The 25,846-nt window shown below is 65.9% G+C and carries 8 protein-coding genes and 1 pseudogene; 4 read left to right on the top strand and 5 right to left on the bottom strand.

Annotated elements, in window-relative coordinates; genetic code table 11:
• Positions 1-11: 11 nt before the first annotated feature.
• The 3 genes and pseudogenes from OH799_RS06805 to OH799_RS06795 form a co-directional block, all read right to left on the bottom strand.
• Positions 12-20,585 (bottom strand): annotated as a pseudogene (locus OH799_RS06805) (SDR family NAD(P)-dependent oxidoreductase); the annotation flags it as partial.
• Between the two features lie 886 nt (positions 20,586-21,471).
• Positions 21,472-21,660, bottom strand: coding sequence for a hypothetical protein (locus tag OH799_RS06800; RefSeq protein ID WP_406276813.1), 189 nt, complete (start codon positions 21,658-21,660; stop codon positions 21,472-21,474).
• 189 nt (positions 21,661-21,849) lie between these two features.
• A complete protein-coding gene (locus OH799_RS06795) occupies positions 21,850-22,059 on the bottom strand; it encodes a hypothetical protein (protein ID WP_406276811.1) in 210 nt (69 codons plus the stop codon).
• A gap of 353 nt (positions 22,060-22,412) precedes the next feature.
• Between OH799_RS06795 and OH799_RS06790 the strand changes: the two genes are divergently transcribed.
• From OH799_RS06790 to OH799_RS06775, 4 genes are all read left to right on the top strand, one after another.
• The gene (locus OH799_RS06790; protein ID WP_406276809.1) at positions 22,413-22,880 is read left to right on the top strand and encodes a hypothetical protein; all 468 of its coding nucleotides are present in this window, start codon (positions 22,413-22,415) and stop codon (positions 22,878-22,880) included.
• On the top strand, positions 22,877-23,218 hold the full coding sequence (locus tag OH799_RS06785; RefSeq protein WP_406276807.1) for a hypothetical protein: 342 nt from the start codon (positions 22,877-22,879) through the stop codon (positions 23,216-23,218). Before OH799_RS06790 ends, OH799_RS06785 begins: the two co-directional genes overlap by 4 nt.
• 131 nt (positions 23,219-23,349) lie before the next feature.
• Complete coding sequence (locus OH799_RS06780) at positions 23,350-23,934, top strand: hypothetical protein (protein ID WP_406276805.1); 585 nt, start codon at positions 23,350-23,352, stop codon at positions 23,932-23,934.
• Entirely contained in the window at positions 23,931-24,956 is a 1,026-nt protein-coding gene (locus tag OH799_RS06775) for a RimK family alpha-L-glutamate ligase (protein WP_406276803.1), read from the top strand. The genes OH799_RS06780 and OH799_RS06775 overlap by 4 nt, the downstream gene beginning before the upstream one ends.
• Here the strand turns inward: OH799_RS06775 and OH799_RS06770 are convergent.
• Positions 24,868-25,281 (bottom strand): TIGR02391 family protein, encoded by a 414-nt coding sequence (locus OH799_RS06770; protein ID WP_406276801.1) that lies wholly within the window; start codon positions 25,279-25,281, stop codon positions 24,868-24,870. The two genes, OH799_RS06775 and OH799_RS06770, sit on opposite strands and share 89 nt — an antisense overlap.
• A gap of 105 nt (positions 25,282-25,386) precedes the next feature.
• On the bottom strand, positions 25,387-25,605 hold the full coding sequence (locus tag OH799_RS06765; RefSeq protein WP_406276799.1) for a hypothetical protein: 219 nt from the start codon (positions 25,603-25,605) through the stop codon (positions 25,387-25,389).
• Between the last annotated feature and the right edge of the window lie 241 nt (positions 25,606-25,846).

The raw sequence follows: 25,846 nt of genomic DNA, 5'->3' as shown, positions 1-25,846 counted from the left end.
GGGTTCCTAACTCAACTGACGTTGTCGATGAAGTCGAAAAGCTCGCGGTCGTCCGCAGTTTCGAAGCGGTCGGTGTTGCCGTCGGGGTCGATTTCCGCAGGCCGACGGCCTCTTTCTTCCCGATCCTCGAGCTTGCGCGACAACGCGGTCAGCCTGCTCGCCAGCTCCGAACGATCCGCGGGTGACAGCTCAGCCGCAGCGCAACTGCGCGCCAGCGACTCGATCTCGGCCGCGATCCGCTCGGTGGGGTCGTCGACCGGGGCGATCTGCTGGAGTATGAAGCCGGTCAGTGCTTCCACGGTCGGGTAGTCGAATACCAGGGTCGACGGCAACTGCAGACCGGTGACCTCGGCCAGCCGGTTGCGGAACTGGAGGACACTCAGCGAATCGAACTCGCCGCTGCTGAACGGCTTGTCCAAGACGGTCGACTCGGCGCTGTCATACCCCAGAACCGCTGCGGCCTGGACATGGATCATCTCGACGATGATCTGGTGTTGCTCGGCTGTCGAACGGCCCTGCAGTTGCGCTGCCAGACCCGACGATTCGTGCTCCGAGCCGACCACCCGGCGACGCGGCGGCCGCGCCGCAGATAAATCCCTCGTGATCGACCGCAGCTCACCGGCACCGGCCTCGGCGAGCGCAGTCCGGTCGACCCGAGCGGCCACGAATACCGCATGTCCGCTTGCCAATGCCGCGTCGAACAGCGCCATCCCCTCCTCGTCGCCCAGCAGCGCGAAACCCTGCCGCCGCAACCGGGCGAAGTCGGCCTCGCCGAGGGTGCCGGTCATACCGGTGCGCTCCAGCCATGGCCCCCATACGATCGATGTCGCCGGCAGGCCGGACATGTGGCGGTATTGCGCCAACCCGTCCAGAAACACATTGGCAGCGGCATAGTTTGCCTGCCCCGGGTTGCCGATCACGCCCGCGACCGAGGAGTAGAGCACGAACGCCGACAGATCCAGATCCTTTGTCGCCTCATGCAGATTCCACGCCGCATCCACCTTCGGCCGCAACACCTCCGCGATCCGCTCCGGTGTCATTGCAACGAACAGGCCATCGGCCAGCACACCCGCGGCGTGTATGACACCGGTCAACGGATGCCCCGCCGGCATCGCCGCCAACATCGCCTCCACCGCGGCCCGGTCGGCGACGTCGCAGGCAACCACATCTACTCGAGCACCGAGCGTGACGAGTTCGGCCCGGAGTTCGGCCGCACCGGGTGCGTCCGGGCCCCGCCTGCTCGTCAAAACCAGCCTGCGCACGCCATACTCGGCGACCAGGTGTCGCGCCGCCAACGCACCCAATCCTCCGGTACCACCGGTAATCAGAACTGTGCCGTCGGGGTTGAACGGGCGATGCCGCAGCTTGGAGGTCGGGTTGGCAGCCCGACCCCGGAGCCGGGGCGCATATGCCGTCCCGCGCCGTATCACCAACTGGGGTTCACCGGCAAAGGCCGAAGCCAGCACCACTGCGTTCCGATGGTCCGCCCCGTCGTCGACGTCCAGGATGAGAATCCGGCCCGGGTTCTCGCTCTGCGCGGTGCGCAACAGACCCCATGCCGCCGATGCAACCAGGTTCACCGACTCTCCGGGTGCCACCGCCACTGCCTGCCGCGTCACCACGACAACAGTCCCGTCCCGCGTCAGCAGCCGCTGCACTCGCGCCGTCAGCGCGGTAACCGAATCCCGCACCGTCGCCGGAAGATCACAGCCAGCCGGCACCGTGTCAGTCCGGGGGGACGATCCCCCGACACCCCCCGCCATATAGTCCAGGCGCAATACCGTCATGGGGCGTTCCGCAACCGTGACGGTCTCACCGTCATCGGCCGGCCGCCAGGCTTCGGCCTCGACATGCCCGTCCGGAGGTGCGGGGAGCGCGACCCAATCGACACCGTAGCCGGTGCTATCGGTCCGACCCCGGCCAAAAGCATGCCGGCGCGGGCGCTGCGACGAGCCGAGCGCATCGGTCGACAACGGCCGCAGGGTCAACTCCCCCACCTCGGCCACGAGCATGCCTGACGCATCGGCCAGTGTCACCGCGAACCGCCCGCCCCCCGGCGCGGAACCAGTCACGACCGCCCGGACCCGCAACGATGTCGCTCCCGTCGCGTGCAGTGCAATGTCCTTCCAGGAAAACGGGACGGCAATTTCACCAGACCGCGTCGCCGGGACCAGCCCACTGAGCAAGATCGCGTGCAACGCCGCATCCAGTAATGCCGGATGCACGCCGAATTCCGCCACCATGGATCGAGCCGACTCCGGCAGTACGACTTCCGCGAACACCTCTGTGCCAGTCCAGGGGGACGACCCCCCAGCTATCTGGTCACGTCGCCACAACGCAGTCAGACCCTGGAATGCCGGACCATACTCATACCCCAGTTCCGCCAGATCCGCGTAGCCGTCATCGATCTCTATCGCCACCGCGTCGATCGGCGGCCAGTTCGCCATACCGGTGTCGCCCGACGAGATGTCCGGCTGGGCGGTGACAGTCGCGACCGCATGGCGCACCCACCCGTTGTTCCCATCGTCGGAGTCGCCGCCGACCGAACGCGAGTGCACCGACACCGTCCGCGCACCCCTCTCATCCTCCTGGCATGCTTCTCGGCCGGGACCGCCTGCCATGACCCGCAACTCGACCGCTCCGGTTGCCGGCACCGGCAGGGGCGCCTCGATCACCAACTCCGCCAATTGCGGGCACCCCACCACCATTCCCGCATGCAGCGCCAACTCCACCAAAGCGGCCCCGGGCAACAACGCCACCCCGGCCACCGCATGGTCGGGCAGCCATGGATGATCAACTCGCAACAACCGGCCCGTGAACACCACATCTCCGGAATCCGGCAACCGCACCATCGCACCCAATAGCGGATGCCCCGGATCCTCCATGCCCGACCGCCACATATCCGACACACTCACCGGCTGCAGCCAATACCTCTTGTGCTGGAACGCATACGTCGGCAGATCCACCCGCGCAGCCTTCGGCGTCAACGCCTCCGCCGCCACCTCGATACCCACACAATGCGCTTGCGCCAACGCGATAGCGATCTGTTCCGGCCCACCGTGACCTCGTTCCAACGTGCCCAACACCGCCACCCGCTCGGCCTGGCCGATCGCCTCAGCCGTCAATTCGACACCTGTCGTCAGCACGGGATGCGGGCTCACCTCGATAAAGGCATTCACCCCCGCACGCTGCAACGCTTCCACCGACTCCGCGAAGCGCACCCGCTCACGCAATCCCCGATACCAATACCCCGCATCCAATGTCGCCGTGTCTACGTAATCCCCCGACACCGTCGAAAAGAACGGCACCGAACCCGACACCGGCACAACCGGTTCCAAATCCGCCAGCACCCGGTCCCGAATCGACTCCACCGCCGGCGAATGCGACGCATAATCCACCGGAATCCGCTTCGCCCACACCCCGTCGGACGCACACCTGGCAAGAAACTCGTCCAACACAGCCGCCTCACCCGACACCACCGTCTGTCTCGGACCATTCACCGCCGCCACCGACAACCGGGCACCGAACCCCCCCAATCGCTCCGCAACCGCCTCGGCGGCCGCACCCACCGATGCCATACCGCCGGCACCAGCAAGCTCCTCGGCCACGACCCGGGAACGAAGAGTCACCACCCGGGCACCATCCGACAAGGACAATCCACCCGCGATCACCGCCGCCGCGATCTCACCCTGCGAATGCCCGACCACCGCAGCAGGCTCAACCCCAGCAGTCCGCCACACCCGCGCCAACGACACCATCACCGCGAACAACACCGGCTGCACCACATCCACCCGATCCAGCGACACCGCACCCTCCACCCCCCGCAACACATCCACCAAAGACCAATCCACAAACGGCACCAACGCCGCCTCACACTCCGCAATCGACTCCGCGAACACCCCACCCCCAGCCAACAACCCCGCACCCATCCCCACCCACTGACTGCCCTGCCCCGGAAACACAAACACCACCCGACGCGACACAGCACGACCCGACACCACAAAAGACTCGCCCTGGACCGGTTCCGCCAACGCGATCAACGCGGCCTTCAACTCCGCCACATCCCGCCCCACCGCCGCACCACGCCACTCCAACTGCGAACGATGACGCAACAACGAATACGCCACATCCGCAGCATCCACATCCCCACGCGACGCCAACCACGCCCCAAGCCGAACAGCCTGCTCCCGCAACCCCTCTGGGCTCCCTGCCGATACCACCCACGAAACGACATCGGGGGCCGGGTTGAGCATCGTGTCGGGTGGGCCCCCGGCGCGCTTCCCGGCCGGGGCCAACCCCCGCGGCGCCTCTTCCAGTATCACGTGCGCATTGGTACCGCTGATCCCGAACGACGACACCCCCGCCCGCCGAACACGCCCATCGCCCGGCCACGGCTGGGCCTCGGTCAACAACTCGACAGCACCCGCTGACCAGTCCACATGTGGCGACGGTTCGTCCAGATGCACTATCTTCGGCAGGATTTGGTGCCGCAATGCCTGCACCATCTTGATAACCCCGCCCACACCCGCCGCCGCCTGCGTGTGACCGATATTGGACTTGAGCGCACCGATACGCAACGGTTCCGACCGATCCTGCCCGTAGGCAGCCAGCAACGCCTGCGCCTCGATCGGATCACCCAACGCCGTCCCGGTCCCGTGCGCCTCCACCGCATCCACGTCCGACGGGCGCAAACCCGCATCGGCCAACGCCGCCGCGATCACCCGCTCCTGCGACGGACCGTTCGGCGCCGTCAAACCATTGCTGGCGCCATCCTGGTTCACCGCCGAACCCCGCACCACCGCAAGAACGTCATGCCCCAAACGTTGCGCGTCCGACAGCCGCTCCACCACCAGCATCGCGGCTCCCTCCGACCACGTAATCCCGTCGGCCGCTGCGGAAAACGACTTGCACCGACCATCCCGAGCCAAACCACGCTGCCGGGAGAACTCCACAAACGCCATCGGCGTCGCCATCACCGTCGCACCACCCACCAACGCCAGCGAACTCTCCCCCTGACGCAGCGCCCGACACGCCGTATGCAACGCCACCAACGAGGACGAGCACGCCGTATCCACACTGATCGCAGGCCCCTCCAATCCCAACACATACGACACCCGACCCGACACCACACTCCCCATAACACCCGTGCTCGAATACCCCTCGATCTCGGACCCGGCCCTGCGGGTCAAAGCGTCATAGTCGTGGTACATCACGCCGGTATAGACACCGGTGTCACTGCCTCGTAGCGAGACCGGATCTATCCCCGCATGCTCCAACGCCTCCCACGACACCTCCAACAACAACCGCTGCTGCGGATCCATCGCCACCGCCTCCCGCGGAGCGATCCCGAAGAACCCCGCATCGAAATCGGCAGCGTTCCTCAGGAACCCGCCCTCCCCGATATACGAAGTCCCCGAATGCTCCGGATCCGGATCGATCAGCCGCTCCAGGTCCCAGCCCCGATCGAGGGGAAACTCACTGATCGCATCCGTCCCCGACAACACCAGATCCCAAAGCTCGTCCGGCGATTCGACCGCACCTGGATACCGACAGGCCATACCCACGATGGCGATCGGCTCGTCCGCCCGAACCCGGCGCATGGTCTTCGCAACGGATTCGCCCACGGCCTGCCCGTGCGTGCCTTTATCGGGGATCTTCAGCTCGATCCGTGACAATACGAACTTCGCCACCGCCGCCGGGGTCGGGTGATCGAACACCAAGGTCGACGGCAACGTCAACCCCGTCGCCTTCGCCAACTTGTTACGGAACTCCACACCACCCAACGAGTCGAAACCCATTTCGTTGAACGGCTTCTCGACATCGACCAACCCCGACGAGACATGCCCCAGTACTGTGGCCACTTGATCCCGCACGACTGCCAGCACCAGCTCACCGCGCTGCGCCTGCGGCACACCGGCCAACCGGGCGCCCAACGAGCCCGCCGTATCCCGAGCCGAGCGCGGTGTACGCGGCGCAAATCCACGCAGCACCGCGGGGACCGCGGCGGCATCGGACTCACGACGCAGCACACTCGCGTCGAACCGGATCGGAGCCAGGCGCGCGTCGGAGCAAGCGACCGCCTGGTCGAAGAGCCGCACACCGTCGACATCGCCGAGTTCGCCGAGCCCCATCCGCTCCCAGCGAGCCAGTGCGCTGCTGTCCAGTCCACCGGTCATCCCGCTGCCTTGATTCCACGGCCCCCACGCCAGCGACGTCGCAGCCAGGCCCGCTTCCCGCCGCCGCTGCGCTAACCCGTCCAGGAAACCGTTCGCCGCGGCATAGTTACTCTGCCCAGCCGAGCCGACTACCCCGGCGATCGACGAAAACATCACGAACGCCGACACATCTCGGTCACGAGTCAATTCGTCCAGATACCACGCCCCGTCCACCTTCGGCGCCAACACCCGATCCACCTGCTCGGCGGTCAACGACTCCACCGTGCCGTCATCCAGAACACCCGCGGCATGCACAACAGCCAACCCACCAGCAACATCAATGGTGTTCAACAGGTTCCGCATCGCGTCACGGTCGGAGGCATCGCACGCGACGACGCGGGCATCAGCACTTGCCTGCGCCAATTCCGCAACCAGTGCGGCGGCGCCAGGCGCCTCGAGTCCCCGCCGCGAGGTCAACACCAACCGACGCACGCCATGCTCGGAGACGAGGTGGCGGGCGAACAACGCACCCAGCCCGCCCGTGCCGCCGGTGATCAACACCGTCCCGTCCCCGAATGGCACCGACACGCCGGTGCCATTCAATGCCGACGCAGGTGTCAGCCGAGGAACCAGAACCTCCCCACCACGCACCGCGGCCTGTGGCTCACCCGATCGCACCACCGCCGCGATCCGGTCGGAATCCAACGGCCCGGCCGGGTCCTCATCGACCAGCACGAACCGCCCCGGATTCTCCGACTGCGCACTGCTCACCAATCCCCACACCGACGCAGCAGCCAATTGCGGAGCCTCACTGGGCAACCCAGCGCCGCCCGTGGTGACCACCACCAACCGAACATCGGACACACGTTCTTCCGCGATCCAAGATCTCAGCGTCGCCAACGTTCCGTGCACCCCAGCCCGCACCGTTCGCGGATCGAATACTGCGAAATCATCGGCCGAGAGATCGGTCGCCCGCCACACAACCACATCCGGAACAACGTCTACCGCAACAACGTCGGAAACCGACGCATAAGACTCATCGATCCCCGCCACGCTCGTGCCCGCAAGCACAGCCATAACCGGCACAGACGGATCCACCGGACCCGCCGCAGCAGTCGACTCCCAACGAACCCGATACAAGCCGGCCTCGGCCGGGGCGCCGGTCGCACCGAGGGCTCCAATAGCGATCGGTCGCAGAGTCACGGCGGCAACCTCGATAACCGGCGCACCGTGAGAATCCATAAGCGACAGCGTGATCCGCCGATCACCCACCGCAGGCTCGGCCGTTGTCAGCCGGGCTCGCACCGATGCGGCATCGACCGCGTGTACATCGACGTTTTCCCACGAATAGGGCACTAAAACCTCACCCGGCGCGGGAGGCTCGACCAACCCACCGAGAAGAATCGCGTGCAGGACCGCATCCAACAACGCCGGATTCACCCCGAACCGGCCCACCGAAGGCTGCGCCTGCTGCGGTAGATTCAACTCGGCGAAGACCTCTGTGCCAGCATGAGGGGACGGACACCCAGTACCCCCGGCTATATCCTCATCCTCGCGCCGCCACAGCGCAGTCAACCCCTGGAAAACCGGTCCGTAGCTGTAACCACGCCGGGCCAACTCCGCGTAGACATCACCGATCTCCACCGGCAACGCCCCGACCGGCGGCCAACTTGCCTCCTCATCCGACAGGGCTGGAGGCGATGACGACTGCGCGACAACAGATCCCGTCGCATGACGGACCCACTCTGTCCGATCCGGTTCGCCATCACGTTGCGGTCGCGAATACACCGACACCACTCGTGCACCCGTCTCATCAGGGCCGGCCGCCATCACCCGCAACTCCACCCCACCTACCGACGGCACAACCAACGGCGCTGTGACGACCAAATCGGCCAGTCGCGGACTACCGACCTTTACCCCCGCATGCAACACCAACTCCACGAACGCCGTACCCGGCAGCAACACTGACCCACCGACCACATGGTCTGCCAGCCACGGATGACCGGCTTGTGACAGCCTGCCGGTGAACACCAGATCCTCGGAATCCGGCAACCGCACCATCGCGCCCAACAGCGGATGTCCCGCATCATCCATGCCCGACTGCCGCATATCCGCCGCGCCGACCGGCTGCAGCCAGTACCGTTGATGCTGGAACGCATACGTCGGCAGCGACACTCGATCCCCGACACGACCCGCGAACAGCGGCGTCCAGTCCACGCCGACACCCGCCACATGAGCCTGCGCCAGCCCGGACACAAACTGGGTCGACTCGTCGACCGTATCAATTGCGCTGTCCGCGAGGCTCTGCGGAGTTTCGCTGGCTGCCTCCTCGAGCCGCCGTCTCACAGCGCGGCGCCGGGCGGCCGCGATTACCGTCGATTCGGCCTCCACCTCTGGCGTCTCGGCCAGACATTGCCGAGTCATCGCCGACAACACCGCATCCGGCCCGATCTCCACAAACCGCCGCACCCCGGCCTCGACCAACGTATCGATCCCCGGCGCGAACCGCACACAGCCACGCACCTGCTCGACCCAATACCTTGGATCGTTCACCTCCGCGCCGACCACGACCCCGGAAACGTTCGACACGATCGGTAGAGTCGGCTGGTTATAAGTCAATCCTTGGGCCACACCACGGAACTGGTCGAGCATCGGCTCCATCAACACCGAATGGAACGCATGACTGACCCGCAACCGGGAGGTCTTCACTCCCTCCACGGCAAGGTTGTCTTCGATCTTGTCGATCGCGAACGCCTCCCCGGACAACACCACCGACGACGGACCGTTCACCGCCGCCATCGACACCTGGTCGGCGAACTCGGCAAGCACCGTGGCCGCTCGATCCTCGGACACCGCCACCGCCAGCATCGCCCCCCCTTCGGGCAGCGCCCCCATCAACCGCCCGCGCGCCACCACCAGGGCACACGCATCCTCGAGCGACCACACCCCCGCCACATATGCGGCGGCCAGCTCCCCGATCGAATGTCCGATCAGCACGTCCGGCACCACACCGAACGACTCCATCAGCCGGAACAACGCCACCTCGAACGCGAACAACGCCGGTTGCGTGAACTCCGTGAGGTCTAACAGTGCCGCGTTACTCGGATCGAACACCAGGTCTTTCAGCGACGAGTCGAGCAGCGGATCGATATGGGCGCACACCTCGTCGAACGCCGCCGCGAACACATCGAACGCCGCGTACAACCCCGCACCCATCCCAGCCCGTTGCGCACCCTGGCCGGTGAACAGAAACGCCGTCTTACCCGAACCCCCGCATGCCTCGTTCGTGCCCGGCGAACCGGCCGCCAACTCGGCCAGACCGGCCAGCAGTTCGTCACGATCACGACCGACGACGGCTCCGCTCCATTCGAGCCGAGCCCGCGACGTCGCCAAGGAATGCGCGATATCCCTGACGTCCGCATCGGGATCGCGAATCAGCCACTGCCGCAGTCGATCCGCCTGCGCCCGCAGGCCCGACTCGGAACTCGCCGACACCAGCCACGGAACGGGTGTCGTGGTGCAGGGCCGGTCGTCGGGCGCGGGCTGCGGAGTCGGCGACGTCTGCACTCGAACCGCCGGTGCTTCTTCCAGGATGGCGTGTGCGTTGGTACCGCTGACGCCGAAGGACGACACCCCGGCGCGGCGAACGCGTCTGCCGGCGGGCCATGGCTGTGCCTCGGTCAGAAGCTGGACATCGCCCGCCGACCAGTCCACGTGCGGGCTCGGCGCGTCGACATGCAAGGTCTTCGGCAAGATTTCGTGCCGAAACGCCTGCACCATCTTGATCACCCCACCCACACCCGCTGCGGCCACGGCATGCCCGATATTCGACTTCAGCGACCCGATCCGCAGTCGCCGCCCCGCACGGTCGTGACCGTAGACGCCCATCAACGCCTGCGCCTCGATCGGATCACCCAACGTCGTTCCGGTACCGTGCGCCTCCACCGCATCCACATCCGAAGGCTCGAGACCGGCATTCGCCAGCGCCGCCGTAATCACCCGCTCCTGCGACGGACCATTCGGCGCCGTCAGGCCATTCGACGCACCATCCTGATTCACCGCCGTCCCCCGCACCAGGGCAAGTACCTTATGCCCGAGCCGCTGCGCGTCGGACAGACGCTCGAGCACGAGCATGCCGACCCCCTCGGAGAAGGCGACACCATCGGCCTTGGCAGAGAACGACTTGCACCGCCCATCGGGTGACAGACCGCGCTGCCGCGCGAAATCGACGTAAAGATAAGGACTTGCGGCGACCGTAACGCCGCCTGCCAGTGCCAGCGAACTCTCCCCCTGGTGCAGCGCCTGGCAAGCCTGATGCAAGGCGACCAGCGACGACGAACACGCGGTGTCCACGGTGACGGCGGGCCCCTCGAGGCCGAGGACATACGCCACCCTGCCGGAGATCACACTGCCAGTGGTACCAGTGAGCCGGTAGCCCTCCAGGTCACCCGACACCAGATCGGCGTAGCCCGAGGAGGTTGCCCCGGCGAATACCCCGGTGTCGCTGCCGCGCAATGACACCGGATCGATCCCCGCATCCTCCAATGCCTCCCAGGACGCCTCCAGCAACTGACGCTGCTGGGGGTCCATCGCGGACGCCTCCCGCGGACCGATCCCGAAGAAACCGGCGTCGAAATCTCCTGCATCGTCGAGGAATCCGCCGTGACGGGTGTAGATTGTGCCAGGCTTGTCCGGGTCCTCATCGAACAGCCGCTCCAGATCCCAACCCCGATCAGACGGGAACTCGCCGATCGCATCGGTCCCGGAAGCAAGCAGATCCCACAGCTCGTCCGGCGACGTGACACCCCCGGGGAACCGACAGCCCATCCCCACGATCGCGATCGGCTCGTCCGCGCGAACCCGCTGAATCGTCTTCTTGCCCCGACCAGGGCTTGTCCCGGAATGCTTTTGTCCGGGAAGCGCACCGGGGGGGTGCCCCACGGTCTGCGGCTCGACCGCGGACTGCACCAGCTTCGCCACGGCCGCCGCGGTCGGATAGTCGAAGACCAGAGTCGACGGCAACTGCACACCGGTCGCCTTGCCCAACCGGTTTCGGAACTCGACACCGCCCAGTGAATCGAACCCCAAATCCGTGAACCGCACCACCGGATCGACCATGTCCCCGGACTCGTGTCCCAGCACTGCCGCGGCATGTTCGCGGACGACAGCAAGCACAACATTCGCCCGGTCGGGTTCGGGTGTGACGGCGAGCTGTCCGGCCAGCGATCCCGTGCCGGCGGCGCGACGTGCCGCGGCACCGGCAGTCAATGAGCTGAGGGCTCTGGGCAGCGACCCCGAGGCGGCCTGCTCGGTCAGTGCCGCTATGTCGAGCCGCACACCGGCGCTCGTCGGGAGACCGGCGGCCAACGCAGCCTCCAGCAATGACATCCCGTAGTTTTCGTCGAGCGGAACCAGACCCATACCTCGCATTCGCGCGAAATCGGCTGCGGTGATGGTGCCGGTCATGCCGCTGGTTACAGACCACGGACCCCACGCCACCGACGTCGCGGGCAGCCCGGTACGGTGCCGATGATGGGCCAATGCATCCAGGAGCGCATTGGCCGCTGCATAATTGGCCTGCCCCGGGAAACCGAGTGTGCCCGAGATCGACGAGTAGAGCACGAACATCGACAGATCCAGGTCCTTGGTGGCCTCGTGCAGATTCCACGCGGCATCCACCTTCGGACGCAGCACCGTCGCGAACTGCTCCGGCGTCAGGTTCGCGAGCAGACCATCGGCCAACACACCCGCGGTATGCACGACACCGGTCAACGGATGCTGGGCCGGAATCGCCGACAACAACCCATTCAACGCCGCCCGATCGGCCACATCACACGCCACCACATCCACCCGCGCACCCAGCGCCGTCAACTCGGTCGCGAGATCCACTGCACCGTCCGCGTCGAGACCACGCCGATTGGCCAACACCAGCCTCCGCACACCACGCTCGACGACGAGATGCCGCGCAGCCACCGCACCCAACCCACCAGTACCACCCGTAATCAACACCGTGCCGTCGGGTTGCGGCGGCACCGGAATCGTGAGCACGTTCTTACCGATGTGCCGGGCCTGACTCAGATACCGGAACGCCGCCGGCGCGTGGCCCACATCCCACCCCGTCACCGGCGGCAACACCAGCACACCGGCGTCGAACAAACCGACAAGGACACCCAGAATCTCGTGCAGCCGGTCCGGACCGATCTCGTCGAGATGGAAACCCCGATAATCCACCCCCGGGCAATGCGCGGCAACGTCCCCTGGATCGCGACGATCGATCAACCCCATCTCCAGGAAACGCCCGCCCCGCGGCAACAACCGCAACGAGGCATCCACGAATTCGCCTGCCAGTGAATCCAATACGATGTCGACACCGCGACCGCCGGTGACCTCGAGAAACTTCGCCTCGAAGTCCAGGGTGCGCGAGTCACCGATCACCGAATCGTCGAACCCCATGCCGCGCAGCACATCCCATTTCGGCCGACTGGCGGTCACCAACAAGCGCAGTCGCAGATAACGCGCCAGCTGCACCGCGGCCACACCCACACCGCCGGTCGCGGCGTGCAGCAGCACTGTTTCGCCAGGTCTCGCGTCGGCCAAGTCGACCAGACCGTAGTACGCCGTGACAAACACCACCGGGACCGCGGCGGCCTGCGCGAACGACCAGCCTCGCGGCATCGGGGCCAACACCCTGCAGTCGGCAACCGCGACCGAGCCGATACCCGAGAGGAACCCGAAAACCCGGTCACCTGGAGCGAATTCGGTGACATCCGACGCCACGTCCAATACCACACCCGCACCATCGAGGCCGATGCCGGCATCCGCATCCGGATACATGCCCAGGCCGATCAACACGTCACGGAAGTTCATGCCCGCCGCGCGCACACCAACCCGAACCTGCCCGGGGCCGAGTGCCCCCAGCGCGCCGGGTGTCTCGACCAGAGCCAGGTTGTCACCGGTCAGAGTGCCCCTCCCGCGCTGAGTCAACGCCCACGCCGGAGCACCCAGCAAGTCGCTCGCACCCACGACATCGCCGGCGTCGCGGCTCAACCGCGGCGCATACGCCACGCCATGCCGCAGCGCCAGCTGAGGCTCGTCCACGATGGCCACCGCAGCGGCGACAGCAACGCGGTGGTCCACACCGCGGTCCACGTCGACGAGCTCGATCCGGCCGGGATTCTCCGACTGCGCACTGCGCACCAATCCCCATACCGCCGCACCGACGAAATTCACCGGTTCACCATTGTCCAACGCGACCGCACCCCTGGTCACAACCACGACCCGCTCGTGCAGCGCCAGAACCTCACCCACCCGCGCCGCTATCTCGACAAGCCGACCCTGGACCGCACTCGGCACGTCCTCATCTACGACCGCGTCCTCGACTCGCAACACGGCCACCGACTTGCCGTCGACAATGACCGCCTCGCCCTCGCCCATGCTCACCCAATGCTCGTCCGTGACAAGGTCACTCAACTTCGGCACGGGCAACGAAACCCAGCGCAGCTGGTGTAGGCGGTTATTCGGATACGAAGTCGCGCCCGGGGCGCCGAGGGCGACCGGACGCAGGGTCACGGCAGCAATCTCGATAACGGGTGTATCCCGAGAGTCGACAAGCGACAGCGTGATCCGCCGACCGCCCGCCTCGGATTCGGCCGCCCGCAGCCGGGCTCGCACCGACGTGATGCCGACGGCGTGCACATCGACGTTCTCCCACGAATAGGGCACCAGAACCTCGCCTGGCCCAGCGGGCTCGACCAACCCACCGAGAAGAATCGCGTGCAGGACCGCATCCAACAACGCCGGATTCACCCCGAACCGGCCCACCGACGCCTGCCCCTGCTCCGGCAGATTCAACTCGGCAAAGACCTCTATGCCAGTTTGGGGGGACGCCCCCCCAGCACCCCCCGCTATATCGCCACGCCGCCACAGCGCGGTCAACCCCTGGAAAACCGGTCCGTAGCTGTAACCACGCCGGGCCAACTCCGCGTAGACATCGCCGATCTCCACCGGCAACGCCCCGACCGGCGGCCAACTTGCCTCATCCGACAGGGCTGGAGGCGATGACGACTGCGCGACAACAGATCCCGTCGCATGACGGAGCCACTCTGTCCGATCCGGTTCGCCATCACGTTGCGGTCGCGAATACACCGACACCACTCGTGCACCTGCGTCATCGGGGCCGGTCACCAGCACCCGCAACTCGACGGCACCCACCGGGGGCATGATCAACGGCGTTGTCACAACCAGCTCGGCCAGTTTCGAACAGCCGACCATAGCCCCGGCATGCACGGCCAATTCCACAAACGCCGTACCCGGCAACAACACCGCCCCACCGACCACATGATCGGCCAACCACGGATGACTCGACAACGACAACCGACCCGTCAGCGCCACCCCGTCGGAATCCGGCAGCCACACCGCCGCGCCCAACAACGGATGCTCCACAGCCTCCTGACCCGACGTCCGGACATCACCCGCAGCCGAAGTCGCCGTCAACCAATACCGTTGATGCTGAAACGCGTACGTCGGCAATGGAACCCGCCGCACACCACGACCCGCGAACAATGGACGCCAGTCCACTCCCACACCCGCGACATGAACCTGCGTCAGAGCTGTGACGAACTGGGTCACCTCCTCCTCGGCGGATCGGCGGGCGACCGCCGCCACAGCCGCCTCGGACTCGATCGCGGGATTCTCGGCCAAGCACTGGCGGGTCATCGCCGCCAGCGCGGCGTCCGGGCCTACCTCCACGAACCGCCGTACGCCCACCGCGACCAGCACGTCCACCCCCGGCGCGAACCGGACACATCCGCGGATCTGCCGCGCCCAATACTCCGGATCACACACCGCATCCTCGGCAAGCTCACCGGACTCATTCGACACAATCGCCAATCTCGGCGACCGGTAGCAAACACTTTCGGCGACCGATCGGAACTCGGCCAGCATCGGATCTATCCGCACCGAATGAAACGCATGACTGACCCGCAACCGATTCGTCACGACCCCGTCGCCGGACAGCTGGCGTTCGATCTCCTCGATTGCGTCCACATCACCGGACAACACCACCGAGGACGGGCCGTTCACCGCAGCGACCGTCACCCGGTCCGCCACGGTGCCCGACGAAGCGAAAGCGGCAACGATATCCGTCGCCCGCTGTTCGGTGACAGCCACCGCCAGCATCGCGCCATCGTCGGGCAGCGCACCCATCAATCGCCCCCGCGCCGCCACGAGCACACACGCATCCTCGAGCGACCACACCCCCGCCACATACGCCGCCGCCAACTCCCCGACCGAATGCCCGATCACCACATCCGGTGTCACACCGAACGACTCCAACAACCGGAACAACGCCACCTCGAACGCGAACAACGCCGGCTGCGTGAACTCCGTCCGATCCAATGCTGGTACCGGCGTGTTGGAGCCTGCCCCAGTGTGCTTTTGGCCGGGGGCCTGGAACCCATCGGTGTCGTCGAACATCACCTCTTTCAAGGCACGCCCGAGCAAGGGGTCGAACTGGGCGCACACCTCGTCGAACGCCGCCGCGAACACGTCGAAGGCCGCGTACAACCCCGCACCCATACCGGCGCGCTGCGCCCCTTGGCCGGTGAACAGGAAAGCTGTCTTACCTGCTGTGATCTGCCCCGTGATGACGGCGGACGCCGCGTGGCCCGCGGCGATATCCGCGAGGCCCGCCAACAACTGTTCCCGATCGCCGCCGACTACCGCGCCACGGTGATCGAAATGCCCCCGCGCCTCGATCAACGAATGCGCGGTGCTCCAGATTTCGACCTCCGGTCGGTCGATCAGCCACCGCCGCAAGCGACCCGCCTGTGCACGCAACGCGTCGTCGGATTTGGCCGAGATCAGCAGCGGAACCACCTCGCCGACCACGGCCGGTTCAACGGTGGCACCGGAGCCTTCGTCGTGCGACGGTGCGGTCGGTGGTGCTTGTTCGAGAATCACATGCGCGTTGGTGCCGCTGATCCCGAATGACGACACCCCGGCCCGGCGCACCCGCCCATTCGCGAGCCAGGGCTCGGCCTCGGTCAACAGCCGCACCGATCCCGCGGACCAGTCCACATGTGGTGTCGGCGCGTCGACATGCAGTGTTTTCGGCAGTGTTTCGTGCCGCAAAGCCGCAACCATCTTGATCACACCACCGATGCCCGCGGCAGCGACGGCGTGCCCGATGTTCGACTTCACCGACCCGATCCGTAACGGCTGCTCGCGATCCCGCCCATAGCCGGCGATCAGTGCCTGCGCCTCGATCGGATCACCCAACCTCGTTCCGGTGCCGTGCGCCTCTACCGCATCCACATCCGATGGCTCCAGGCCGGCACTGGCCAACGCCGCCGCGATCACCCGCTCCTGCGATGGACCGTTCGGCGCGGTCAAACCATTACTCGCACCGTCCTGATTGATCGCACTGCCCCGCACTACCGCCAACACATTGTGGCCCGAACGCTGCGCGTCCGACAGGCGCTCGACCACCAGCACACCCACACCCTCCGACCACGTCACACCGTCGGCGGCGGCGGCGAACGCCTTGGACCGCCCATCAGCCGCCAACCCCCGCTGACGCGCGAAATCCACGTACAAACTCGGGCTCGCCGCGACACTCACACCACCCGCCAGCACCAACGACGCCTCCCCCTGACGCAGCGCCTGGCAAGCTAGATGCAGCGCGACCAGCGATGACGAGCACGCGGTATCCACCGTGACCGCAGGCCCCTCCAGGCCGAAAACGTAAGCGACACGCCCGGATATCACACTGTGCGACGTCCCGGTCAACCGGAAAGCCTCATACTCGCCGGTCACCCCGCGCGAGTACCCCGACGATGAGGCGCCGACGTACACGCCGGTGTCGGTGCCGCGCAGTGCGGCGGGGTCGATCCCCGCGTCTTCCAATGCTTCCCAGGAGACTTCCAGCATCAGCCGCTGCTGCGGATCCATCGCGGCCGCCTCACGCGGACCGATACCGAAGAATCCCGCGTCGAAAGCGCCCGCATCGGTCAGGAACCCGCCTTCGCGGGTGTACACGGTGCCCGGCTTGTCCGGATCAGGATCGAACAACCGCTCCAAATCCCATCCCCGATCCGACGGGAACGGCGCGATCACATCCCCACCCGCCGCGACGAGGTCCCACAGGTCCTCGACCGACCCGATACCACCCGGAAACCGGCAGCCGATCCCGACGATCGCGATCGGCTCATCGGAGCGAGTCCGGCGGGTCACCCGCGGCACATCCAGATCCACGCCTTCGAGCCGCGAACGCACCAACCGTGCCACCGCCGTAGGGGTCGGGTGGTCGAATATCAGCGTCGTCGGCAACCCCACCCCGGTGGCCGCTACTAGGCGATTCCGCAGCGTTTGTCCGCTCAACGAATCGAACCCGAACGCGGTGAACGGCAGATCGGGATGGATGGCCTCGGCCGAATCATGGCCGAGCACCGCCGCCGCCTGCTCGGCCACCACCGCCAACACCAGCGCGTCGCGTTCGTGCCCGGAAACGGCGAACAACCGCGACATGGTCGCTCGGCGAGCCTCGCTCCGCGGCGCCAACGGACCTGCCACCACAGCCTGCCGACTCCGGACCGAAGAATCGGTGTGCTGCGACGGCACACCGGAATCCGCAGTCACCGGCTCGACCGCCGGAAGCGTCCAGCACTGCCGCCGCTGGAACGCGTAAGTCGGCAGATCCACACGACTGGCCGGTGCGGCCAACACCTCCGGCGTCACCTCGACACCCACACAGTAGGCATGCGCCAACGCCGCAGCGAAGTGTTCCGGACCACCCTGACCACGTCGCAACGTACCCAGGACAGCCACCCGGCCAGCCTGGCCGACCGAATCCGCCGTCGATGCGACCGCCGCCGACACCACCGGATGTGGGCTGATCTCCACGAACGCGTTCATCTCGCAGCGGATCAACGCCTCGACCGCTTCGGCGAACCGCACCGGTTCCCGCAGCCCCCGATACCAATACCCGGCATCCAATCCCGCAGTGTCCACGAACTTCGCGGTCACCGTAGAGAAGAAGGGAACCGAACCCGTTCTCGGCCGAATCGACGCCAACTCCGCCAACACCCGATCCCGAATCGATTCCACCGCCGGCGAATGCGAGGCATAGTCCACCGGAATCCGTTTCACCCAGATACCGGCGGGCTCGCACGCTGCCGAGAACTCTTCCAAGGCGACAACTTCTCCCGACACCACAATCTGATCCGGACCATTCACCGCCGCCACCGACAACCGACCACCAAACCCCCCCAACCGATCCACCACCACATCCGCCGCCAAACCCACCGACACCATGCCACCCGAACCCGCCAACACCTCCGCCACCGCACGCGACCGCAACACCACCACCCGGGCACCATCCGACAAGGACAATCCACCCGCTACCACCGCCGCCGCGATCTCACCCTGCGAATGCCCGACCACCGCAGCAGGCTCCACCCCAGCAGCCCGCCACACCCGCGCCAACGACACCATCACCGCGAACAACACCGGCTGCACCACATCCACCCGATCCAGCGACGCCGCACCCTCCACCCCCCGCAACACATCCACCAAAGACCAATCCACAAACGGCACCAACGCCGCCTCACACTCCGCAATCGACTCCGCGAACACCCCACCCCCAGCCAACAACCCCGCACCCATCCCTACCCACTGACTGCCCTGCCCCGGAAACACAAACACCACCCGACTACCGTCGAGTTCACCTTGCGCTGCCGAGCCAATCACAGCGGGGGTTGGGGGGCGCGGAGCTTGCGGAGCGACCCATGAGACTTGGCTGGTCTGATTCCGTAGGCCGGAACGCGAAACAACCACGCTATCGATATCCTCCCCACCCGCCAACGCAACCAGCCCCGCTACCAACGCAGCCCGGTCCCGCCCCACCACAGCCCCACACCACTCCAACTGCGCGCGAGTATGCAACAACGAAAACGCCACATCGGCAATATCGACACCTGGGTGTTCGATTAGCCAGGCATTCAGTCGGGCCGCCTGGGCACGAAGAGCCAGTTCGGTTTTCGCGGTCAGAACCCAGATGGTCGTGTCACCTTCCAGGCCGACCGTGCGGGACAACGGGACGGTCGACGACAAGTCCGGAGTATGGTCACTTTGGGCTTCGTGTCGGGCCGGCCGAGTCTCATGGGTCGCTCCGCAAGCTCCGCTCCCCCCAACCCCCGCTGTGATCGAGTCGGCGGCGTACGGCGCCTGCTCCACAACCACGTGCGCATTGGTGCCGCCCATACCGAACGACGACACACCCGCACGGCGTACCGCTGCGGCAGGCCAGTGCTCCGTCTCGGTCTGCACCCGCAACCCCAGCACATCAAGCGGGATCCCCGGATTCGGAGTGCGAAAGTTCAGGCTGGGTACCAGTTCTCCATGCCGCAGCGACAACGCGGTCTTGATCAGCCCCGCGATCCCCGCAGCGCCCTCCAGGTGACCGATGTTGGTCTTGACCGAACCGACAGCCAACGGCCCGCCCGCTGGCCTCCCCACGCCGTAGGTCTCGCCGAGAGCTGCCGCCTCCACCGGATCGCCTACGGGCGTGCCGGTGCCATGCAACTCCACGTATTGCACCGACGCCGCCTCCACATCCGCAGCCGCCAACGCCGCCCGAATGACCGCCATCTGCGCCGCCACACTGGGCGCACTCAACACCTGGCGCTCATTGCCGTTGTTGACCGCACTACCACGGACCACCGCATAGACCCGGTCACCGTCGGCCACCGCCCGCGCCAACGGCTTGAGTACGACGATGCCGCCGCCCTCACCACGAACCGTGCCATCCGCGTCCACGTCGAAGGTGTGACACTTCCCCGACGGCGAGTACGCACCGAAATGCTCGTAACGCTCACCGCTCAACGGCGACAGAATCAGATTCAGCCCACCAGCCAATGCCACATCACATTCACCACCCCGCAACGACTCACACGCCACATGCACCGCAACCAACGACGACGACTGCCCACTGTCGACGACGAGGCTCGGGCCGGTAAACCCGTAAAAATTGGAGATCCGGTTCGCAGCCACACCCCTGCCGACTGCCCACAACGAATGCCGACCGACACTGGATAAGCCTTGTGACGCCACCACTTCGACGAAATCCGTTCCGGTACTGCCCAGAAACACCCCGGCACGCGCGCCGTGTCGGCCGCGGTACCCCGCGTCTTCCAACGCCTCCCAACTCAACTCGAGACCGAGCAACTGCTGCGGATCGATCGACCGCGCCTCATTCGGCGGCACACCGAAGAAGTCGGCATCGAATTCCGACGCCGAATCCAGAAATCCGGCCGTCTCCTCGATACCCGGACGGTCGGCGGGAGCGGAGCCGATGGCATCGCAACCATCACGCAGCAACCGCCGGAACTGCTCGAGATCGGACGCGCCCGGCATCCGGCACGACATCCCGACAATAGCGATCTCAGTCACCGGTTCAACCATGGAAAATCCCTGTCTCACCCCATCCGTTGCCTGCGGAGGAATCGCTGATGCTTGTGTCCACGTTTTTCACATCCAGATCCAGCGCATTTTCAAGAGTTGAAAAGGCCGATTACGCGATCGGGGCCATCGGGCTACCGATTACTGTTGGATCAGATGCCGGTTACGAGGCGACGACTCGACGAGCCGGCCATCGATTGCCATTCGACCGATAACACTCTTCGTCGAATACCTGCTCGACCGCGAAGTTCACCAGGAACAGGTGACTCGACAACTACCGATACACTCCGGCGAACGTTTCTTTCACTGCTGTGAAAGATGCGCCGGAAGCGTCATGGTCTCAACCGACTCGATCTTCGCGGCCGGTGTGCTTCTTCCCGGAAGACGAAATCAGCGCTCATTCAATATCTCTCTTCGCCGAGCAAGCAACAACAGGGAGCACCCAAGTTGTCTGCTGAGCGGTAGCTTGCCAGCGGCGCCGGGTTCTCGCAACTCGAGAAGGCCGAGCCTCGTCCTACTCGCCGTGTGGTCGCCCCCGCCCCGCCGCCGACCTCTTCGGCCCTCGACGTGCTGCAGCGGAACACCTCGGGTGAAAGTCGTTCGTGCAGTGGATGTTCCGGCACACGATCTACTGGGGCGGGGTCACTCGCAAACGACCTGCGTGACGTCGCGATTTTTCGCCTGGTTCTCGAGCGAGATCAGCGCGCGGTGTGCGGCTCACAAGACGTCTTCTGCGGTCAGCCTGAGGTGGGGGGCGATGTCCATGTCGCCTCTTGGAGAGCAGGTCATCGCCGATTTCGCGCAAGCTGGCCGGTTGTGACAGCGAACAGCCTTGCCGCCGGAGGCAAGTCCGGCTCACTCACCCGTCGACACTGATCGCCCATGCATCGAACCGCTCCAGAGCTGCCGCGAACAACGGTGTCGTGCCTTCCGGAAGCGAGTACCCGACGACCTTGGAGGCGCTATGGGGGTAGCGCTGGGCTTGGATCAGCCTTTTCTCAGGGAGCCGCGTCTCGCGCTGGCCCGCGACGTTCAGGGACTGGGTCATGTGGTGCAAAGTCTCTCGGCCGGTAAGCTTCCGCAGCCGGTCAACGGTTGCTGTGCCGCCCTCGGCGGCAAGTGCTCGCACCAGATCGAGCGACGCAGAGGTCGCCCCTTGAAGGATCCGGACGATCAGGTCGATGTCCCAGACAACCCATTCGACCTCACGCCCCCCACCCGACGTTGACCCGCGCCGTCAGCGGATCAGACTCAGGAGGTGGTGGCGCCTCGCTCTCGTCGTCGTCACCCTGGGCGCGAGTCGCTCGGCGAGCGCTACTTGGGCGGCAAGTAGTCCGAGCTGCACTCGCAGCTCGGGCGCGATGTCGCTACCTTCCAGGTCACGCGCAGCCGAATGCAGCTGAGCGCGTGCGAATTCGAGCGCATCGAAAGTCCCTGGAGCGGGCACGCCGATCAGACTATCGACATAACCGGGTGTCGCTGCCCGAAATTCCGCTCCATTCGCCGGCCGCATCATGCACACGCTTATCCGGCTCTCGCCCAGCCGAACCCGACGAACCGACCCCTTCCGAGGTTTGGAACCGTTTCGCAAGGCGACTGATGGGTCACGATGTCGGCCTTCATCAGTCCAGGAGCAGCAACTTCCGCTGGTGAAGGGCGTGTGCGTAGTGGTTGAGTCCCCCTCCGGACACATATTTGCCGCATCTGTGCTGTAGGAAAGGCGTTCGAGCAGTGTTCGGACACTCGCCTCGCCTCGATTCTCCTGACCTGCGGCTTCACCCTCTTTGGGGGGTGATCTGTGTGACTGATGACGTACTCGCTCCGGTCATTTCCTTCTTCTCGCCCTCCGCGGCTGCCGCGCGGATCCGGGGCGACCAGTCGCCGCGAACCCGCCCCGCGCTGCCGATGGCAAACCTGGAGCCACCACGCGACAGTACGGCTGTCTACGGCATCCGTGCTGTCGACACCAATGGGCGTGTGGCGGATAAATCGGTGCTGGGCGCTTTGGGGTGGCGTCCTGGCGACAACCTGATCTGGCGGGTCAACGGCGGGCTGATCGTGATCACCCGGCCCGGACGCGGTAAGCGCGGCGTCACCAAGTACGGCCATTTGTGGCTGCCCGCCGAGCAGCGCCGCGCTACTCGGATACGCCTCGGCGACCGGGTGTTGCTGGCCGCGGATCCCGACCAGGGCCTGCTGGTGGTCTTCCCGCCGCATGTCCTCGACGAGATGGCCGCGCGGCGCTTCGCCGACGGGAGCGGCACATGAGCGCCTCCCCCGCAGACGTCGCCGCGGTCGCGATGCTGGCCGAACGCTTCGGCGTCACCGCCGCCGGCTTGGCCGCGGCGACATCGCGCGCTCCGGTGCCGACCTTCGCCGAATACATCCCGCATGTTTTCGACTCGATGCCGCAGGGATGCACCCGCGACCATTACATGACCTACTGGAGAAAGATCCTGGCCCAACAGGGGTGGGCCGATCGACGCCTCGATGAGCCGAGAGCCAGCCGCGGTGAGCGTTGGCGCGCCGATTGCGATCCCCATTCGATGTCCGGCGTGGCAGGCTGGCCCCTCCACCCGCGGCCCGAGAACGAATCGTACCCTTAGCGCCGGGAACATCCAGTAGCGTAACGTCTTTCGTCGTCGACGCCCCGGCAACTTCCATCGTGCCGGAGCGCCAAGTCGTCCCCGGTGTGCCGGAGCGTGTGCAGAGTGGGCGCGGGAGGAGCGGGGATAGTATGAGCAAGGCTGCGGGCCTGCCTGTTGGCGCATTCACCGGGCACACAGCACAACGCATTGGGCGGGGCGCGCTCGGGGGCACACGTCCGCTGCTGCTGGTGGTCATTAGCGGGCGCGACGCGACCTACCGTGGCTGGATGTTGCAGAGCATGTCCCAGCGATATCGCTTGTTGCTGCTAAGCGCTCGGCCCGCCGAATGGGAACTGCCCTACATCGTCGGACAGAATTTCCTCGAAATCCTCGATGGCGTGAAGGCGGCGGTCGCCGCGGCTGAACGGCTGAAAGAGCACGGTCCGATCGCGGGTGTGGTCTGTTACGACGAGATGCGTATCGTTCCCGCGGCTCGCCTCGCCGAACGGCTCGGTCTGCCGACTGCCACCTCGGCCGCGGCGCGCATCACGGGCACACCACTGCGGCGACCACCAGCGTCGTTCGTGAAAGGCCGTGCCGCACTGGGATACGCCCTGGCCGCCGATGTCACCACCTGCCAGCACGCGCTCACCGAATTGGCCGACGCGGTGGAGATCACCGGTGCGCCGATCCCCGCCGCCGTCGATCCGCGCCCGAGTCGAGCGCGCCGATGAGCGAGATCGCCGTGATGACCGACCACGGTTCCACCGAAGGCAGCTCCGCCGAACTCGTCCGAGCCGTGCAGCTGGTGACCGGAACCGCCCCGACGGTCCTCGACGCCCGAGATTTCTACGATGGCGGCGAAGGACACGTGCGCACGCATGGATCGCGAGTGAGCCTAGAGGTCCCCTCAGCGGGAGTGTCGATACAGCCGTCGGTGCTGATCGTCTACGAGATACCGCCCGCAGATCGCCACCGGCTCAGGCGCTTTCAAGTCGTCATGGCCGGTCACGGTCGCCTCCGGTCGCTTGGCCTCGACGCGCAGCCGTGGCGCACCGCCACCGACAAGCATTTGATGGTGGCGCGATTCCTCGACCATGGTGTGCGCCAGATGGAATCGAGATTCCTCGACCGACCAACATACACGCAGGCCCTCGCTGCGTTCGAGCATCTCGGCGCCGATGTCTGGGCGCGGCCGGCGATCGGGTTCGGGGGCCGCGACGTCCACCACATCGACAGCCTCGACCGACTCCGCACCGCCGTGGACTTCTACGCCGGGACCGACTGCGGATGGCTGCTCACCCGCGACGCCAGAAATTTCGACCCTCACGGCCGACGCCACCAATACCGCGTGGTCGTCCTCGGCGACCAGGTCTTGCGCGTATGCGAACACATCCAGGACAACCCCGACGTGCCCTGCAACGAGGCCCAGGGCGCGGTCTCGACCGTACTGCCCGTCGACGCGCTCCCGCGTGAGCTGCTCGATCTGGCGATCACCGCGACCGCCGCGGTCGGACTACCTTTCGGCGGTGTCGATCTGGTCCCGCACCACGGCGGGGTGGTCTTCGAAGTGAATGTGCACCCGGTGCTCGACGTGCCGGGCGGATTCGACACCGTCACCGTCCCTTATGTGCTCGCCCACCTCGAAGCCGACCACGACCCGACCATCACGCTGTCGCGTCGGCGACCGACTGAGCATCCCCATCCTGCCGAGCAGATCCGTTGCGATCCAGGACAACCGGAAATTCCGACATGACCACGATAGGTGTCTTCTTCGGTGGCCGCTCCAGCGAGCATCGCGTCTCGATCCATCGTGCCAGCAGGCTCAGCGTCGAGAGACGTTCCAGCGCAGCCTGCTCTGAGAGTTCGCCCATATGGTGAGTGGCGCTGTTCCAGATCGTCAGCTGGACTCCGGGAGCGAAGAATCGCAGGCCGGAGTTCATGGTGCTGACATTTCGATCGTTCGGATCGCCGGGCCACCTCAGTCGCGGCTGGCCAGGCTCAGCGTCTTTGTCAGAGAAAACTTGCTGCCATAGCGCAGTCTCAGCAACGTCGTTCCGCTTCGTGCGTGTCTTGGCCATCAAGGCGATGGCCTCGGCTGACCCCGGCCACTGCGACTTCGTCTCGAACAGGTACGCGTTATTTCCGAAGCGGGAGACCAGACGTGATCTCCCGCCGGCATGGACCTACTTCTGGCCGGTGGCCTCGAGTACCAGCTGAACAATCCGCTCGATCGGGACGTCCGCCTCGATCACCGTGCCGTCGGGCTCGATCAGGTCGAGGCGGGTGCGGGTGAGCTTGGAGTACTTGACCACCCACTTACCGTTGACCTTGGTGTAACGATCTTGGTAATTGCCGTAGCCGTGCACCCCGAGCGTCCCGGCGAAGAGGAGAATATCCTCCATCCGCCAATTCGCCTCGGCGGCGGCTCGGCGTTGGCGGCCGAGATGCCGAGGACGCCGAGCATTGTCGCCGTGCCCAGTGCCACGGCGGTGCACAGTACGCGTCGCTCGCCCGGTCCGGCCGGGAACCGAAGGGGATTTTTATGGGCATATCTTATCTCCTCTTTGAGGTGGATATCTCGAATAACACCGCTGTATTGGCACGTGGCAGCAAAAATGTTTGATGACGCGCATTACTGCGCGC

This window comes from Nocardia sp. NBC_00881 (assembly GCF_045207455.1).
Taxonomy (GTDB): domain Bacteria; phylum Actinomycetota; class Actinomycetes; order Mycobacteriales; family Mycobacteriaceae; genus Nocardia.
Note: the sequence above shows the minus strand (reverse complement) of the source record. Positions and strands in the feature narration are given on the sequence as shown.